This is a genomic window from Chitinophaga pinensis DSM 2588 (assembly GCF_000024005.1).
Taxonomy (GTDB): domain Bacteria; phylum Bacteroidota; class Bacteroidia; order Chitinophagales; family Chitinophagaceae; genus Chitinophaga; species Chitinophaga pinensis.
Genome location: NC_013132.1, coordinates 7,119,490 through 7,137,209 on the forward strand (window position 1 = coordinate 7,119,490; position 17,720 = coordinate 7,137,209).

12 protein-coding genes are annotated in these 17,720 nt (G+C 47.3%); 8 read left to right on the plus strand and 4 right to left on the minus strand.

Going from position 1 to position 17,720, the window contains the following annotated elements:
• The first annotated feature begins 109 nt into the window (after window positions 1–109).
• The 4 genes from CPIN_RS27585 to CPIN_RS27600 all read left to right on the plus strand — a co-directional run bounded on the left by CPIN_RS27585 (window position 110) and on the right by CPIN_RS27600 (window position 6,671).
• Window positions 110–1,009 (plus strand): helix-turn-helix domain-containing protein, encoded by a 900-nt coding sequence (locus CPIN_RS27585; RefSeq protein ID WP_044219850.1) that lies wholly within the window; start codon window positions 110–112, stop codon window positions 1,007–1,009.
• 101 nt (window positions 1,010–1,110) lie between these two features.
• Window positions 1,111–2,172 carry an efflux RND transporter periplasmic adaptor subunit gene (locus CPIN_RS27590; RefSeq protein ID WP_012793170.1) on the plus strand — a complete coding sequence of 354 codons (1,062 nt, stop codon included), beginning with the start codon at window positions 1,111–1,113 and terminating at the stop codon, window positions 2,170–2,172.
• A 9-nt stretch (window positions 2,173–2,181) separates the two neighbouring features.
• Window positions 2,182–5,295 (plus strand): efflux RND transporter permease subunit, encoded by a 3,114-nt coding sequence (locus tag CPIN_RS27595; RefSeq protein ID WP_012793171.1) that lies wholly within the window; start codon window positions 2,182–2,184, stop codon window positions 5,293–5,295.
• A gap of 20 nt (window positions 5,296–5,315) precedes the next feature.
• Window positions 5,316–6,671 (plus strand): TolC family protein, encoded by a 1,356-nt coding sequence (locus CPIN_RS27600; protein WP_012793172.1) that lies wholly within the window; start codon window positions 5,316–5,318, stop codon window positions 6,669–6,671.
• Window positions 6,672–6,778: 107 nt separating this feature from the next.
• Here the strand turns inward: CPIN_RS27600 and CPIN_RS27605 are convergent, their stop codons facing one another.
• Window positions 6,779–9,160: a TonB-dependent siderophore receptor gene (locus CPIN_RS27605; protein WP_148230657.1), complete on the minus strand. Its 2,382-nt coding sequence runs from the start codon at window positions 9,158–9,160 to the stop codon at window positions 6,779–6,781.
• Between the two features lie 271 nt (window positions 9,161–9,431).
• Here CPIN_RS27605 and CPIN_RS27610 point away from each other — a divergent pair, with 271 nt between their 5' ends.
• The 4 genes from CPIN_RS27610 (at window position 9,432) to CPIN_RS27625 (ending at window position 13,633) form a co-directional block, all read left to right on the plus strand.
• A complete protein-coding gene (locus CPIN_RS27610; protein ID WP_012793174.1) occupies window positions 9,432–10,127 on the plus strand; it encodes a response regulator transcription factor in 696 nt (231 codons plus the stop codon).
• 161 nt (window positions 10,128–10,288) lie between these two features.
• Window positions 10,289–11,734 (plus strand): circularly permuted type 2 ATP-grasp protein, encoded by a 1,446-nt coding sequence (locus CPIN_RS27615; protein WP_012793175.1) that lies wholly within the window; start codon window positions 10,289–10,291, stop codon window positions 11,732–11,734.
• 22 nt (window positions 11,735–11,756) lie between these two features.
• Window positions 11,757–12,698, plus strand: a complete 942-nt coding sequence (locus CPIN_RS27620; RefSeq protein WP_012793176.1) for an alpha-E domain-containing protein — start codon at window positions 11,757–11,759, stop codon at window positions 12,696–12,698.
• 8 nt (window positions 12,699–12,706) lie between these two features.
• Window positions 12,707–13,633, plus strand: coding sequence for a transglutaminase family protein (locus CPIN_RS27625; RefSeq protein ID WP_012793177.1), 927 nt, complete (start codon window positions 12,707–12,709; stop codon window positions 13,631–13,633).
• Here CPIN_RS27625 and CPIN_RS27630 read toward each other — a convergent pair whose 3' ends face one another.
• The 3 genes from CPIN_RS27630 to CPIN_RS27640 are packed head-to-tail and all read right to left on the minus strand — an operon-like array spanning window position 13,634 to window position 17,438.
• On the minus strand, window positions 13,634–15,052 hold the full coding sequence (locus tag CPIN_RS27630) for an APC family permease (RefSeq protein WP_012793178.1): 1,419 nt from the start codon (window positions 15,050–15,052) through the stop codon (window positions 13,634–13,636).
• A gap of 12 nt (window positions 15,053–15,064) precedes the next feature.
• Complete coding sequence (locus CPIN_RS27635) at window positions 15,065–16,513, minus strand: aldehyde dehydrogenase (NADP(+)) (RefSeq protein WP_012793179.1); 1,449 nt, start codon at window positions 16,511–16,513, stop codon at window positions 15,065–15,067.
• A gap of 10 nt (window positions 16,514–16,523) precedes the next feature.
• Window positions 16,524–17,438, minus strand: a complete 915-nt coding sequence (locus CPIN_RS27640; protein WP_012793180.1) for a dihydrodipicolinate synthase family protein — start codon at window positions 17,436–17,438, stop codon at window positions 16,524–16,526.
• Window positions 17,439–17,720 lie beyond the last annotated feature (282 nt).

Here is a 17,720-nt window from a genome sequence, read left to right on the forward strand (position 1 = left end):
GGATCCCACATTGCTATGTTTGATTTTTGCAGCAAATGGATTGAATATGGTAGCCGTCCTCCTTATCAAACGATCTAATTTTGCATCATCATCATTCAATTTCTACATCATGGACCAAATATATACCGTTGAGGATTTCTACCGCGCCAAACTGAACTGGATGCCGGAGAATCTGAAGAACGAACTGGGTCATTTTAATGTATTCCGGCTGAGTGATTTTGTACACAACAGTACCAAATGCGGATCCTACGTAAGAAAAGAATACTTTAAGGTAAGTCTGATTAACGGACGGCATAAATATGAATATGCAGACAAGACCATCCAGATAGAAAACAACGCGCTGATCTTTGGCAATCCCAATATTCCCTATCACTGGGAACCGTTGGATGATGCACTATCCGGCTACGTCTGTATATTCACGGAATCTTTCTTTCATCAGTTCGGAGCGGCAAAGTTCAATGAATACCCGGTATTTCAACCTGGTGGTCATCCGATTTATTTTCTCTCCGACACACAAAAACAACGCATCACGGAGCTGTTCAATCGTATGTTTGACGAGATTGGTTCGGAGTATACGTACAAATATGATGTCATCAGAAACCTCGTATTCGAACTCATACACGAAGCCATGAAAATGGAACCTGCTACCACCTTATTTACCAGTAGCAATGCCTTCGCACGTATCTCGTCCCTTTTTATGGAACTACTCGAAAGACAATTCCCGATCTCCTCTCCTATGCAGCGGGTGAAATTCCGTTCTCCAACTGACTTCGCCGGACAACTCTCCGTGCATGTCAATTCACTGAACAGGGCATTGAAAGAAACTACCGGCAAAACCACTTCACAACTAATCTCACAACGGATACTGCAGGAAGCCCGCTCTTTATTAAAGTATACGGACTGGAACATCTCGGAAATTTCCTGGTGTCTTGGTTTCGAAGAACTACCACACTTCATTAATTTCTTTAAAAAGAATGTGCAGGTAACACCTAAGTCTTACCGTAGCTAAGCATACATGATCACCATGCAGCCAGGGAAATGACCGGCATCCATATGCCGGTGTGACATTGTCATGTCCGTACATCACCATAAAACATAAAATACAATACGATGAGCAACGATCTTATCAAACAACAAACACTACTATTATTCGCAGGTATTGTGATAACGCTATCCGCCTGTGCAACGTCTGCATCTGACAAAAAACAGGACAATACGATAGCAGCCGCTCCCGGTATTCCCGTGGATGCGATGATACTCAAACCGGAAAACCTTTCCGAAAACATGGAGATTTCCGGTACACTGGCGGCCGTACAGGAAGTCAATATCATGAGTGAACTAAGCAAAAAAGTCAGCACGGTATACGCAGCAGAAGGTAAACAGGTAGCTGCCGGTATACTATTGTTCAAACTCGATGATGCGGATTTACAGGCACAACTCGACCAATATCTGCAACAGGAAAAGCTGGCGATCATCAATGAACGCCGCCTTGCAGATCTGATCGCCAATCAGGCAGCCATACAACAGGACTACGACCAGGCATTGACCAGTTTACGCGTATTACAGGCACAGATCAGACAGATCAGGGTGAATATCGAGAAAACGCGTATAACGGCCCCATTTGCCGGTAAAATAGGCTTAGTGAATATACATCCCGGCGCCCTGGTCACACCGGGCCAGACACTCACTACCCTGGAAGATAAAAGCAGGATAAAAGTGGACTTCTATATCCCTGAAAAATATGCCGCCAATTTCAAAACCGGCGATCCGATTCACTTCAAAGTAGAGTCCGGCAACAAAGAATATGACGGTACCATCATCGCACAGGAAGCAAAACTGAACAATGATACCCGTACCCTGCTGCTCCGCGCCATTACCGGCAATGCAGACGGTGAACTGCTCCCCGGTCAGAGCGCCAGGGTATCTGTGAGTCTGCATAACGTAAAAGACGCTGTAATGGTACCTAATCAGGCATTGATGCCTTCAGCAGCCGGCTACAGTGTATTTGTGATAAAAAATGGCCAGGCAGCTATCAGAACTGTTAAAACAGGCGAACGGAATGCCAATACCATTCATATCACCGAAGGACTGAGCGCTGGCGATACAGTAGTCACCAGTAACATGTTGCGCCTCTCACCTGGCGCAGCTGTTCAATTTACTTCTATTAAATAATTCTCTATCATGGCATCTTTATCTAAAATAAGTATCACCCGCCCGGTACTGGCCGCCGTCATGTCAGTACTGATCCTGCTGCTGGGTATCGTCGGCTACTTCTTCCTGGGTACCAGGGAATATCCGGTAGTCGATTCTCCGGTAGTCACGATCACCACCGTATATCCCGGCGCCAGTGCCGACGTGATTGCTTCACAGGTTACCAAACCATTAGAAGAAGCAATTGCGGAAGCCAATGGTATCCGTACGATCAAATCCGTTTCCCGTGAACAGGTCAGCGTCATCTCTGTCGAATTCAACCTGAATACTGACCTGGAAGCCGCTGCCAGTGATGTACGTGACAAAGTATCCAAATCAAGGATGCAACTGCCGACGGACATTGAACCGCCTGTAGTAGAGAAGTCCGGCCCTTCCGAAGCGCTCGTGTTTCTGATCGTGCAGAGTAAGACGAAAAGCCTGGAAGATATCACCGACTTTGTTAATACTAATATTAAGGAAAGATTACAGTCCATTCCCGGCGTAAGATTAGTCAATGTATATGTAGGCCGTAAAAGGTCTATGCGCCTGCGCATGGATCCGGTTAAAATGAGCGCTTACGGTCTGACGCCCGCCGATATACAACAAGCCTTACAGCGTGAAAACGTAGAACTACCCAGTGGCAGGATTGAAGGGCAAAATGCAGAAGTATCCCTGCGTACAAAAGGAAGACTGGTGACCGAAGAAGACTTTAATAACATGATCATCAGCCAGAAAAACGGCGCCATGATCCGTTTCAAGGATATCGGCACAGCGGTCATGTCTTCTAAAAACGAGCGTACCTCCATGATTACCTTCAGCGGACCAACCGCTAATTTCAGCGTAGGTACGAATGTGAGTCCGCAGCGTGGCGCTAACTCACTCGCGATCGTAGATGAATTCAATAAACGTTTCGAAGAGATCAAAAAGACAGCCCCTAAAGACTACGAGATCACATTAGGTAAAGACTTTACCGAACCTGTACGTAACTCGCTGGAAGAAGTAGAAGAATCGCTTTTCCTGGCCTTTATGCTGGTATCCCTGATCATCTTCATTTTCCTGCGTGACTGGCGTAGTACCATCATTCCATTAGTGGCTATCCCGGTGTCTATTATCTCTGCATTCTTCATCATGTATGTGGCCAACTACTCCATCAACGTACTGACCTTGCTGGGACTTGTACTGGCCATTGGCTTAGTAGTAGATGATGCGATCGTGGTACTGGAAAATATCTACAGCAAAGTGGAAGCAGGTATGACACCTGAAGAAGCGGCCATTAAAGGATCGGATGAAATCTTTTTTGCCGTCATCTCTACCACAATCACACTGGCGACCGTATTTCTTCCGATCCTTTTCCTGGGAGGTGTAACCGGTCAATTGTTCCGTGAATTCGCAGTAGTTGTATCCGGTTCCGTTATGGTCTCCGCATTCGTGGCATTGACATTATCGCCGATGATGAGCGCCTATCTGCTGAAAGCACACACCGGTCATAACTGGTTATACCGTAAAACAGAACCCTATTTCATCGCCTTCAACAATGCCTACGAAAGATCCTTAAACGCGTTTCTGCGGGTACGCTGGGTAGCGTTTATACTACTGGCAGCGTCCTTCGGACTAACCTTCTGTTTACTCCCCAAACTGCCTTCTGAACTGGCGCCGCTGGAAGACCGTTCCAGTATCGGTATCGCCGTGATTGCGCCGGAAGGAACGTCTTTCGAAAGTATGGAAGCCTCCATGAAAGAAATAGGTCAGTATATTAAAGATTCTATTCCCGATCATAAAGATGATATCACCTATGCCGTTACTGCGGGTGCATTGGGTGACCTGGAACAACCGGTGAACAGTGGCTTCCACTGGATATTCCTGGAGAAACCGGAACACCGGAAAAGTAAACTGACACAGGCACAGGTTTATGATAAACTGGTAGCAGCATCCGGCAGGTTCCGTAATGTGTTGTTCATCCCGATTCAGTTCCCTACCATCAGTACAGGAGACAATACACAACCGGTACAGTATGTGGTACAGGCGCCCGGACTGAAAGAACTGACAGACCTCATGCCGAAGCTGATGGAAGAAGTCTATAAGAGTAAAAAACTGGTCTTCTCTGACCCCGATTTTAAGATCAATCGTCCGGAGGTAGGTATCAGCATCGACCGTGACAGAGCCGCGCAATTAGGCATCTCTACGGAAGAAATTGGCCGTACGCTGCAACTGGCACTGAGCGGAAGGAGATATGGGTATTTCATTTACAACGACAGACAGTATGAGGTTATCGGACAACTGGACCGTAAGGACCGCTCCGCACCTACCGATCTGCGTTCCCTGAACATAAAAACACCAAAGGGTGAGATGGTATCACTGGACAATCTCGTACAGCTGAAAGATGCGATCAGTCCGTCTGCCATTTATCGTTATGATCAGGCATACAGTGCTACGATCTCTGCAACACCTGCCCCGGGTGTCAGTCTGGGGGAAGCGATCAAAGAAATGGACCAGATCACGAAAAAGGTATTGCCCAAAGATTTCCGTACCAGTCTCGCCGGACAAAGCCGCGACTACGCAGAAGGCAGTTCAAGTCTGATGTACGCATTCCTCTTTGCCATCGTGCTGATCTACCTGGTACTGGCCGCACAGTTTGAAAGTCTGCGGGATCCTTTCATCATCCTGCTGACCGTCCCCATGGCACTCGCAGGTGCATTAATGAGTCTCTGGTTCACCGCACAGACGGTCAATATCTTCAGTCAGATCGGGATCATTATGTTGATTGGTCTGATTACCAAGAACGGTATCCTGATCGTAGAATTTGCCAACCATACCAAACAGGAAGGTGCTTCTCCGTTAGAGGCAGCCAGGGCCAGTGCGGTATCCCGGTTCAGACCTATCCTCATGACCACCCTCGCTATGATCTTAGGTACACTCCCGATTGCGCTTTCACTGGGCGCGTCTTCCGGCAGCCGTAAGTCACTGGGTATCGTGGTAGTAGGCGGATTAGTATTCGCAGGTATATTGACGCTCTATGTTATCCCTGCAGTCTATTCTTACTTCTCCGCTCATAAAAAACCAGCTGCACATGCAAGAAAAACAAATGAAAGTATCGCAGCGGTATGAGGATTTAAAATAAACAGATCATGAAACAGTATCATCATTTAAAAGGATATATATTTACTGGTACGCTTGCACTCTATCTATTGAGTGCAGGCGGCAGCCAGCTGAAAGCACAGGATATCAGTCTGGACAGCGTTATCAGCAAAGCGCAAAAGAACAATAACAGTCTGAAAGCCGATGCGCTCAATATTGACCGTGCACAGTCGCAAACCATCATTTCCAGAAGTTATCTCAGGCCCGAAGTAGGTTTCTCTTCCGCTGTGAATCATTATTTCCAGCAACCCCTCTTCTTTGGTTTTGGCGACGCCGGTACAACTCCTGCTGATAAGATCGGATACGGCCGCTTTGGTGGTAAAGACCAGGCAAATGCATCCCTGGATATCAGCGTACCGATATATAGTCCGCTGCAGCGATCTACCATCGAAAAGAACAAACTGGAAGAAACACAGCGTCGCCTGCAATACCGTATGAAAGCGGCAGACGTTACAGCTGCTGTCAAACAGGTATATCTGCGCATACTCGTATTGGAAAAAAGGAAACAGTTACAACAGGAAAGTATCGAACGAAACAAACGTGCACTCGCGGATGCCAGATCCCTCTTCTTACAGGGGAAGGCTTTACTGGTAGACACACTCCGGGCCTATACCTCCTGGAAGAACCTGGAACCGGATCTCTTACGGATCAGTTACGCGATCGACGTCAGCAAGGAACAACTCAATATCCTGATGGGAGCAGATCCCGCTGCACACATCAGTCTTGCTGACACATTGCAGGCCCCTGAAAATGATACGCTGCCGGACGAACCTGCGCTGTTTGCCCGTTCCCTACAGGAAAGACCCGAACTGCAGTTACTTTCATTACAGCGGGATATCAGTCAAAAGGAAGTAGCCACCGCAAAGAATGCCAGACTACCTGTTATCACAGGTGTAGGACAATACCTCTTGCAGACACAGGCCAACAGTTTTAAATACTATGACGCCTACTATCCTTCCACTTCTTTTGTGGGCGCAAAAATCACCCTGCCAATCTATACAGGTGGCAGACATAATGAACGTATCAAAAAAGCACAGATAGAACAACAGCAGGCCAGTATTCAATACACTGATGCAACAGACAAACTACAAGGTCAGGTAAAACAGATTGTCGCCAATCTGAATGAGACTTATCAGCGTATACAAACACAGGCTACGGTGACCAGTACCGCTGAAAGCAGTTACCGGCTGACGAAATACCGTTACGAAAGAGGAGCCGCTACAAGGCTTGAGCTGGTAGATGCGGAACTGTCATTGACAAGCGCGAGATCAGCGTACCTGGAAGCGGTATTTGATTTTGAGGCTGCGAAGATAGAGATGGAGCGACTACTGGGCACAACACACTGAGCATATGAGAATCAGATCAGACAGGAAGAAAGACAGACAGGATTTTAACAGAAACAGCCGGCGCTGCAATGCGCCGGCTGTCATCCTTGCTTTGGGAATAGCAACAATTAAAATTTATAAGATACCGTACCGACAAACTGGGTCGGTGGTATCGGATTAATGCTGTAGTTCTCGTGTACGTAGTAGTTATAAGTATTCGTGATGTTGGATACTTTTGCCATCACACCGAAACGTTTGAAAGAATAACCGGCACTCAGATCCAGTGTAGAGAATCCTGGTACGGAGATCAGACGGTTATATTTCTGCGACTGATTGATAGTATTGTTCCAACCCGCGAAACGTTGTCCGATATAGTAATAACCTACACCAAATTTCACACCTTTCAATGCTGACTGCTGCAAGGTATAGAACACGCTGGCATTCGCAGTATGATTCGGATTACCTACCAGGCGCTCGCCTTCCACCGCACCACCTACAACACCACTGGTGCTTTCGATAGTGATATTGTTGTAGCTATAACCTGCGATCACATCCAGACCCGCCATCGGATGGCCTGCGATATCCACTTCCACACCACGGCTGAGGGTTTTACCGATCAGCGCTTTCAGGTTAGCGTTATTGTTTGGCGTCACACCATCTTTCTGGAAAGGAGACGTCTGTGCGTAGTTATTATTTCTGATCTGGTAAGCAGTCACATTTACAGACAGTTTACCTTTCAGGAAGTCGTTTTTAATACCCACCTCATACTGATCGATCACAGATGGTTTCAGCGCATTGCTGTCAACATCTAAACCGTTGTTAGGTGTAAAGGAGTTAGCGTAGCTGACAAATACCGCGGTGCTTTCGATCGGTTTATATACCAGTCCGAAACGCGGGGAGAATGAATGATCATATTTTGCCTTGGTCTGTGTCGACCCATTGGTTTTAAGATCAAGGGTGACAGGCGCTTCATTCTGCAGATAAGAGAAACGTACGCCTGCCAGGAAGTTCAGTTTACTGTTGATTTTGATCAGGTCCTGTACATATACACCCAGACGGTTGATCGGGGTAGTAACACGCTTGATCCTGGAAGCATCCGGCATGTCTGTACGTGGTGTGTACAGGTCCGGGTTCAGGATATTGATCGTATCGTAAGTAGTTGGCTGATTGTAAGAAAATGCTTTTGTATAATAGCGGTCGCCGTCAACGCCTGCGAGTACATTGTGCTGCAGACTTCCAGTTTTGAATTTACCGGTCAGGTCCAGCTGTGCGATATAATAATCTTCGGAGTTATATGCCCTGTTCAGCGGACGAGCCCATTTACCATTTGCATCTGCCTGAATTCTTTCAATGGCATAATAGTCCCTGCTATAACGCTGGTAAGTAAACATACCATTGAGGGTCCAGTTGTCGTTCAGCTGATGCTTGATAGAAGCGCCGGCAGATGATTGCTGAGTATGCGCATATTGCCATGACGTACCATAGAAGCTGTTACGTGGTACATCAGCGATCTTTGTATTATCCAGTGAACCGATACCAAAATCAGGAGTGAAATCATGTTTCAGGTAATCGCCCTGTACGATCAGTGTTGTACGTTCGCTTAATTTGAAGAGTAAAGACGGATTAACATAATAACGTTTAGAATGTACTTTATCACGATAGCTGTCAGTCGTTTCAAAAGTGCCGTTAACACGGTAAGCTATTTTAGAGGACAGCGGACCATATACATCAAAAGCGGGTTTGAACAGTCCGTAGCTACCGGCACGAACGTTTACTTCACCACCAAAGTTAAACTTTGGCTGTTTGGTCACCATGTTCATCACCGCACCTGGTGCAACGTTACCATACAGGATGGCCGCACTGCCTTTCAGGATCTCTACTCTTTCCAGGGAACTCATTTCCGGCATTACACCGGAATTCACACGAGCGCCGTTTTTAAACATATTGGTGCTGGAGAATCCATAACCTCTTGCATTAAAAGACTCCTGGGTACCTGCCCTGCTGGAAGCCATATAAACACCGTTCACACTTTTCACCACATCACTCATACGCTGTACCTGCTGATCTTCCAGCACTTCATGACCAATCACCGCAACACCCTGTGGCAGATCGATCGCCGCTACCGGCAACTTGCTTACAGTAACAGGACGTTTGTTGATCGTACGTGTTCTGCTGCCTTCTATTACGATTTCATTCAGCTGGGCGGAAGTCGCTTCCAGTGCCAGGGAAATATCGGTGGTCTGGTCGGCGGTCACACTTACAGGTTGCTGTACTGTTTTCATACCTGTGCAGGAGATGATCAGTACATGTTCACCCTGTCGGACGTTCTTCAGTATAAACGCTCCGTCTTCGCTGGTAACAGCACCTTTTTTAGTGTCTTTCAGTCCGACGGTGACAAATGCGGCCGGATGGCCATCTGCAGAAGTTATTTTTCCTTTAATATTGCCATTTTGTGCAAAGGCAGCGAGATGACATAAAGCTAAGATCAGAATCAGGTATATATGTTTCACTAGGTGGTAGAATTTTTTGCAAAGAAAAAATGTATACACCGCTCTGCCGAGACGCATCCGGAAAAAAACAGCACTATGATTTTGAATAGTCCGCCAAAAGAAAAAATATATTCAGAATTTATACAGATTCAATCAAAGCCTTTACCATACGACAATACAGCATCACATAACATTTTATTCTAAAGCTACAGCAGGTAGATAATGACATTATTTGTCCATAATGGGGCATCAAATTCAAAATTGATTTAGAATTCGGAAATAATATTGTGGTATGAAAATACTGATCATTGATGGCGAGTTGTCTTTATCGCAGGTGATGATCTCCTATTTATCAGCCGAAAACTATATATGTGAGTATGCCAATACTTACAAAAGAGCACAGTCGAAGATCGCAGTATATGACTATGATTGCATTTTACTGGACCTGGACCTGCCCGATGGTGATGGAAGCAAGCTGCTGGAGGAAATCAAGAAGAGAGACAAACAGGAAGGCGTTATTATTATCTCCGCGAGACAATCGTATGAAGATAAAATCCACGCTTTACAGAACGGCGCTGACGATTACATTACTAAACCGTTTTATCTGCCGGAACTGGGCGCCAGGATCTTCTCAGTGATCAGAAGAAGAAAATACAATAACTCCAATATTATCAGACAGGGAGCTTTGACTGTCGACCTGCTCGCAAAAACCGTCTACATTAATGAGCTGCCGGTACTGCTTACGCGCAAGGAATTTGACCTCCTGATTTATTTCATCGGCAATAAAAACAAGGTGCTTTCCAAACAGGAACTGGCCGAACAACTTTCCGGCGATATTGCCGGGCTCCGGGATGACCATAATGTCATTTACGCCCATATCAAAAACCTCAAGAAGAAACTACAGGAAGGCGGCGCAGGTAATTACCTGAAAACAATCTATGCCACCGGGTACAAATGGGATTTCTGTACATCAGACCAAACACATTAAAATAAAACTAATACGATTATTATTATCCATAAAACTGACATTTTATTGGATCAAACTCCTTATTTCTACAATTTTTTGTAGCAAACCCTGGCATTTATCCCTCTAAAACGTTAAATTGTAGCTGTCACCCTTATTCTTTCTAACCCATTAAATCCACTGGAATGAGTCTGCCCACTTTATTAGAACACTATGATCAGGGCACAGGCACCTGGGATGAAATGTGCGACCGCCAGCAGATACGGGAGCAATACAACAAGGTCATTGCCACCCTCCGGCAGTTCAGTATCAACGATCTGCAACGGAAAGACAGACTGGCCGATGAGCTCTTTATGAATCAGGGGATCACCTTCACCGTGTACAGTGAAGATGCCGGTATCGAGCGCATTTTTCCCTTTGACATCATTCCCCGCATCATCACCGGTAAAGAATGGGAACATATCGAAGCCGGTATCAAACAGCGGCTCAAAGCCCTTAATCTCTTCCTCAAGGATATCTACAACGGACAGCAGATCCTGAAAGACAAAATCGTACCTGCTTCCCTGATCGCTTCCTGTCCGCATTATACCCGGGAAGTATTCGGTATCAGGGTACCGCATGATATTTATGTCCATATCTCCGGTATTGACCTGATACGGGGCGAGGATGGCCATTTTTATGTACTGGAAGACAATCTGCGGACGCCTTCCGGCGTGAGCTATATGCTGGAGAACAGGGAAGTCACCAAACGAATCTTCCCCGAACTGCTGGCCGCCAGCCATGTCAGAAGGGTCAGTAACTACCCCCTCATGTTGCATGAGATATTACAGCAAATGGGGCCCGGACAAATATCCAATCCGCGGGTCGTATTGCTGACACCCGGCATTTATAACTCCGCCTATTACGAGCATACCTTCCTGGCCAGACAGATGGGTATTACCCTGGTAGAAGGCAGGGATCTGCTGGTCAATAACCATAAAGTGTACATGAAGACCACCGATGGTCTGGAACAGGTCCACGTCATCTACCGCAGAATAGATGATGAATTCCTGGATCCGCTCATGTTCCGGCCGGATAGCGCCCTGGGTATTCCCGGCTTAATGAGCGCCTACCGGATGGGCAATGTCGCTATTGTCAATGCCATCGGCAACGGGGTCGCTGATGATAAAGCCGTATATGCTTACGTACCCGCTATGATCCGGTACTACCTCAATGAGGAACCTATCCTGCCCAATGTGCCGACTTACGAAATGAGTAATCCGGACGCCAGACACTATGTGTTTGAAAATTATACCAACATGGTGATCAAACGCACCAATCAGTCCGGTGGATATGGGATGGTCATGGGCAATAATGTATCGCCGGAAGAATGGCTGAAAGCCAAAGCGGCAATCGAAGCTGATCCGCGTAGCTTTATCGCGCAGCCTATCATCAGACTGTCTACCGTACCCTGTTTTATAGACGGTACCTTCCAGGCCCGGCATGTGGACCTGCGCCCTTATGCGCTTTGTGGTCCGCAGGGCGTACAGATCGTTCCCGGCGGTCTCACCCGTGTCGCCCTGCGGAAAGACTCCCTGATCGTTAACTCCTCCCAGGGCGGAGGCAGTAAGGATACCTGGATTATAGATTGACCTTTAAAACGAACTCATATACATGCTAAGCAGGATTGCTGATTCATTGTTCTGGCTCGCCCGTTATATGGAGCGGGCCGAAAGCTTACTACGCGTTACGGCTACTCATAATCTCCTCTCGCTGGATAAAGACGTGAACGGTCCCCTCACCTGGAGACCGGTCCTGGAAACATTCACCAGCACCAACGCAGAAGAAATCAACCAGATTTCCCACAACAGCGGTGCTGCCCTGAAGAAACTACTGACGGACCCGGCCAACAGCAATTCCCTGAAAGCCATCATCGGCAAAGCCAGGGAAAATGCGCGTGGTATACAGGATTATATCACGAAAGAAGTATGGGAGGAAGTCAATTCATTCTATCACCTGATCAATCAGCCTTCACTGGACAGCCGCCTTTCCAATTATGAAGCTGCTGACATACTCGATCTCTTCACCCGGCATTCTGTGCTTTATACCGGTATCACGGATATCACGATGGCGAGGGGAACAGGCTGGGGCTTTATGAACCTGGGTAAATACATTGAACGCTGTACAGAAACAATCGTACTGACTGACAAACAATACGCCCTGAACCATTACCGGGTAGACGATACCAAGGATATTATGCAATGGCGGCACCTGCTGATGTCACTATCCGGATATGAACTGCACCTCAAAACCTACCGCTCCTATCAGTATACACATGATGTATTACACCAGGTATTATTTAATGAAGATTTTGCGCATTCCGTTATATATTCGCTGGGCAGAATTGACCGTCATTTGCAGGATGTGACCAAAGGTCATATTTCTGAAGAGAATGCAGCCCTGATCCGTAATTTCGGACGCCTGCACAGCAAAGTGAAACACATGGAAATTGATGATCTGACCAACAAGAGCCTCCAGCCATTCCTGGAAACCTTACGGCATGATCTCCTTCATTTCACCAACCTTCTGACGCAAAAATTTTTCTCCTACGCATAAATCAGCATATGGCCATTTTCAGAATACATCATGTTACCAGGTACGAGTACGACAGACCGGTCAAAGAAAGCGTCAATGAAATCAGGATCTTTCCCTTTCAATGTCACGACCAGGAGATCCTGCAGCATGAACTGCTGATTACCGGTCAGCCGGAGATCCATACCTTCACAGACTACTTTGGTAATAAGGTGGGCAACTTTAATCTGCTGCAGCCACATAAAGTGCTGAGCATTGAAAGTAAACTGCTGGTACGCACCACCGCTTCTTCCCAGTTACAGATCAATTTCCATTCAGGTTTCGCACAGCTGCAACAGGAAATGGCCGACAGCCTCCTTCTGCTGGAACTGGCCCGTCCGGATATGATCACTAATCAGAGCGCTATAGACAATATCCTCACAGTGATCCGTCAGCCGGAGAAAAGCGTAGCCGCTGTGACAGAACATTGCAGCGAATACATCTTCAAAAACTTCAAATACCTGAAAGGTATTACCAATATCGAAACAACCGTAGACGAAATCCTGCAACACCGGGCAGGCGTATGTCAGGACTTTGCACACCTGATGCTGCACATACTCCGTTCCTGCGGCATTCCCTGCCGTTATATCAGCGGGTATATCTGTCCGAATAAGGATGGTATGCGCGGAGAAGGCGCCACACACGCCTGGGTGGAAGCATGGATACCCGGATACGGCTGGGCAGGTATCGACCCGACCAACAATATCTGGGTAACCAATAAGCATGTGAAGTTATCTGTCGGAAGGCATTTCAATGATTGCAGTCCGGTGAAAGGCACCTTCAAAGGGCCCGCCAGACAAAAACTCTCCGTATTTGTGGCGGTTGCCTATGAAGACGGTAAAGTATTCGAAGAAACCAATGACGTACACCTGCACGGCGTAACCGAAATGTCAATAGAACCGTTTTCCGGTCAGCAATAGCTAATCCTTTTTTTTCCATACCGCATAGTATACCGGTATACCCAGTAATACAATGCATAGCCCGGGCCATGTATAAAGCGGTTTATAGACCAATAGCGCCACGCAAATGATGCTGGCCGATATAATATACATTAATGGCAATACAGGGTAACCAAAGGCTTTATATGGCCTTGGAAGCTCAGGTCTTCTACGGCGCAGGCGGAAGATACCGACGATGGTGAGGATGTAAAAAATCAGTACGACGAAGATAACATAGTCCAGCAACTGACCGTATTTGCCGCTGAGGCATAACAGCGAAGCCCAGATACACTGGATCCATAAGGCTTTACCTGGTACCGCATTTCTATTCAGCGTAGCCAGTTGTTTAAAGAAAACGCCATCCTTTGCCATCGTATAACACACCCTTGCTCCGGACAGTATCAGTCCGTTATTACAGCCAAAAGTAGACACCATCAGCAGTCCGGCAATGATATACGTCCCCCTTGCCCCAAAGATCTTTACAGCCGCAGCTACACCTACCCTTTCGTTTTCTGCGAATGCGATCTCCCGGAGAGGTAATACCCCAAGATAAACCAGGTTGGTGGCGACATAAATCACGGTAACGATCAATGTACCCAGGAAAAGACTTCTCCCGATATTACGTTCCGGTCGTTTGATCTCACCTGCAATAAAGGTGACATTATTCCAGGAATCACTGCTGAACAGACTGCCCACCATACTACCGGCTATAGCGCCCAAAGCGGCAAACCCTGCACCGGCATAAGCACTCAGATGGGTCATGCCACCTGTTGCACTCATTTGCTGCAATACGAATCCGCTTCGCCAGTTGGCATCCCAGATCGTCTTATTCGCCGCAAAACAACCGAACAGGATCAATGCCAGCAGGGCGGCAATCTTCGCCAGTGTAAAACCGGTCTGTATCAGCTTCCCTTCCTTTACCCCAAGTGTATTGATGAAGGTGAGTAATACGATCAGCAGAATGGAAGTAAGCTGTGCGGCAGATATGGTCATAAAGCCCAGATCTGCCACAATATGCTTCTCACTCAATACAGGAAACATATACGCCGAGAACTTGGCAAATGCCACTCCTACTGCGGCAATAGAACCTGCCTGTATCACCGTAAAGAAACTCCAGCCAAACAGGAAGCCCGTCAGCCGGTTAAACGCTTCCTTCAGGTATACATACTGTCCGCCGGCATGTGGGAACATGCCGCTTAACTCTCCATAACTCAGCGCTGCCGTCAGTGTAAGCAGACCGGTAATAATCCATATCAACACCAGCCAGCCGGCGGAGCCTACATTACGGGTAATATCGGCGCTTACCAGGAAAATACCTGAACCGATCATAGAGCCGGCTACAATCATCGTAGCGTCCAGCAGTCCGAAGGACCGCCGGAAAGATGTTGGTTGATCTGACATAGGGTACTGGGTTTATCGCACAAACTGATTGTCCTCCTGGCGCCATATGCCCAGGGGATTGGCTGCCTTCAATGCATCCGGCAGCATATCATCTGTGAAGTTCTGAAAACATACAGGTCTCACCCAGCGGCGGATAGCACTCGTGCCCACCGAAGTAAAACGCTGGTCGGTAGTAGCGGGGAACGGTCCGCCGTGTACCATTGCTGCACATACTTCCACGCCGGTAGGCGGGTTATTGAGAATAACACGGCCCGCAAGGGTCGATTGTATGGTGATAACATCTTTCCATTGTGCGGTATCTGCCGGTGTACCAACGATGGTAGTCGTCAGTTGTCCATGCAGACTTTTCAGCACCGCAATCAGCTCCGCTTTATCTGTACATTCAACGATCAGTGAATAAGGGCCGAAGAGCTCTTCTTTCAGAGCCGGATTAATCAGGAAAGCATTCGCCGTCGTTCTTGCCAATGCCGGCCAGGCTTCCATGCTTGCCGGAACAGCTGATTCATTGACGAGGGTCACGGCTGGTTCTGTCAGCATACGGGTACGGCCTTTATCATATGCTTCGCAGATGCCTTTATGCAGCATCTTCTGCGGGGCGACAGCTGCTATTGCCGTTCCCAGTTGCTGTATAAATAATTCCAGCGTTTCTCCCTTCAGTCCGATCAGAATACCAGGATTGGTACAGAACTGCCCCATACCCAGTGTAATGGAAGTAGCGAAGGTCTGCGCCAGTTGCGCCGATTGTGTAGCCAGTGCATCCGGATAAAACACCACAGGATTGATGCTGCTCATTTCTGCAAATACAGGGATCGGTACTTCCCGCTGTGCCGCATAATCCAGTAAAGCTTTTCCTCCCTGGAAAGAACCGGTAAAACCGACGCCTGTCGCCAGCGGATGCATGACCAATTCTTTCCCGATGGCGTTCCCGTCTCCCGTCACATGTTGTACGGTATATACCGGCATACCGCTTTCTTTAATTGCGGCTTGCATGGCTTCAAACGCTAACTGGGAGGTACGCGGATGCGCAGGATGTCCCTTGATTACAACAGTAGCGCCGGCCGCTAACGCGCTGGCCGTATCTCCACCTGCGGTAGAAAAAGCAAATGGGAAATTACTCGCGCCAAAGACCACTACCGGACCAACAGGCAACAGCATTCTACGGATATCCGGCTTAGCCGGTGTAGCCTCCGGTTTTGCCGTATCGATCACTGCTTCTACCCAGCTACCTTCTTTGATCAGCGTGGCAAAAAGCTGTAACTGCGAAGTGGTACGCGTGAGCTCTCCATTTAACCGGGGAAGCGGTAGATTGGATTCTGCATGTGCCGCTGCAACCAATGGTTCCCTTTGTGCTTCAATAGCTGCCGCTATCGCTTCAAGGAACGCAGCCCTGGCAACAGCCGTCGTATACCTGTACTCCTCAAAAGCAGCCGCTGCGCGCTGCATGATTTCATCTGTCTGCATGGATAGCTCGTTAAAGTGAAAGATAATCAGGTAATACCGGTCTTGTAGCAATAGCGGAGTCGATCACCTTCAGGATCCTTGTTCTCTCTTCTCCTACCAGTGCCAGGCGGGGCGCTCTTACGAGTTCACTACCCAATCCTGCCTGCTGTTCTGCCAGTTTGATATACTGTACCAGTTTAGGATGCAGGTCCAGTTCCAGTAGGGGCAGGAACCAGCGGTAAATAGCCAGTGCTTCTGCAATACGACCTGCTTTCGTCAGTTTATAGATAGCCACGGTTTCCGCCGGGAACGCACATACCAGTCCGCCGACCCAACCATTCGCGCCCAATATCATTTCTTCCATCGCCAGTGTATCTACTCCGCACAGCAGACTAAAACGATCACCGAAACGACTGATCATACGAGTCACGTTGGATACATCACGGGTAGATTCTTTTACTGCCTGTATATTACTATACGCCTGCAACTGATCAAAAATGGCCAGTGTTACTTCCACTTTATAATCAACAGGATTGTTATAGATCATAATGGGCAGTTCTGTGGAAGCAGCGACTGCCTTAAAGTATTCCGCTGTTTCGCGTTCATCGCTTTTATAACGCATCGGTGGCAACAGCATTAAACCTTTAGCCCCCCAGGCAGCTGCCAGCTTTGCCTGTCTGATCGCTTCCGCAGTAGCACCTTCTGCAATATTCATGACAACCGGGATCTTCCCCGCTACCTGTTCTACTGCATACTTCGTCAGTGTTTCTTTTTCTGCAGTAGTAATGACACTGGCCTCACCCAGTGAACCGCCCAAGATAACCCCATCAATACCGGCAGCGATCTGGGCTTGCAGGTTCTTACCGAACAGCGGCAGGTCCAGTTCATCAGCGGCTGTAAACTTTGTGGTAAATGCGGGAAATATTCCTTTCCATTCAATAGCCATAGAAGAACAATTTTTTGTTCAAAAGTATCAGAAAGAGAGAAAGAGCGCCTATCTGATAGTAATCAATTATTACCTGATATTAACCTGTTTTCATAGGGCCTGGGGCATATATACCGGCACTTAACCTTTTTTTGACCTGATCTTATATTTTTTCACAAAATCCGGGTTAAAATCTGTAATATTGGTACACAGTGAATAATTGTAAAATTCACACTCATTAGTGTCAGAAGTATCAACCAGTATAACGCGTAATTACTACGCAAGAAAGATTCAAGACCTGTA

Coding starts and splice junctions, on each gene's coding strand:
- CPIN_RS27585 (WP_044219850.1), top strand. CDS start 110: ATGGACCAAATATATACCGTTGAGGATTTCTACCGCGCCAAACTGAAC.
- CPIN_RS27590 (WP_012793170.1), top strand. CDS start 1,111: ATGAGCAACGATCTTATCAAACAACAAACACTACTATTATTCGCAGGT.
- CPIN_RS27595 (WP_012793171.1), top strand. CDS start 2,182: ATGGCATCTTTATCTAAAATAAGTATCACCCGCCCGGTACTGGCCGCC.
- CPIN_RS27600 (WP_012793172.1), top strand. CDS start 5,316: ATGAAACAGTATCATCATTTAAAAGGATATATATTTACTGGTACGCTT.
- CPIN_RS27610 (WP_012793174.1), top strand. CDS start 9,432: ATGAAAATACTGATCATTGATGGCGAGTTGTCTTTATCGCAGGTGATG.
- CPIN_RS27615 (WP_012793175.1), top strand. CDS start 10,289: ATGAGTCTGCCCACTTTATTAGAACACTATGATCAGGGCACAGGCACC.
- CPIN_RS27620 (WP_012793176.1), top strand. CDS start 11,757: ATGCTAAGCAGGATTGCTGATTCATTGTTCTGGCTCGCCCGTTATATG.
- CPIN_RS27625 (WP_012793177.1), top strand. CDS start 12,707: ATGGCCATTTTCAGAATACATCATGTTACCAGGTACGAGTACGACAGA.
- CPIN_RS27630 (WP_012793178.1), bottom strand. CDS start 15,052: ATGTCAGATCAACCAACATCTTTCCGGCGGTCCTTCGGACTGCTGGAC.
- CPIN_RS27635 (WP_012793179.1), bottom strand. CDS start 16,513: ATGCAGACAGATGAAATCATGCAGCGCGCAGCGGCTGCTTTTGAGGAG.
- CPIN_RS27640 (WP_012793180.1), bottom strand. CDS start 17,438: ATGGCTATTGAATGGAAAGGAATATTTCCCGCATTTACCACAAAGTTT.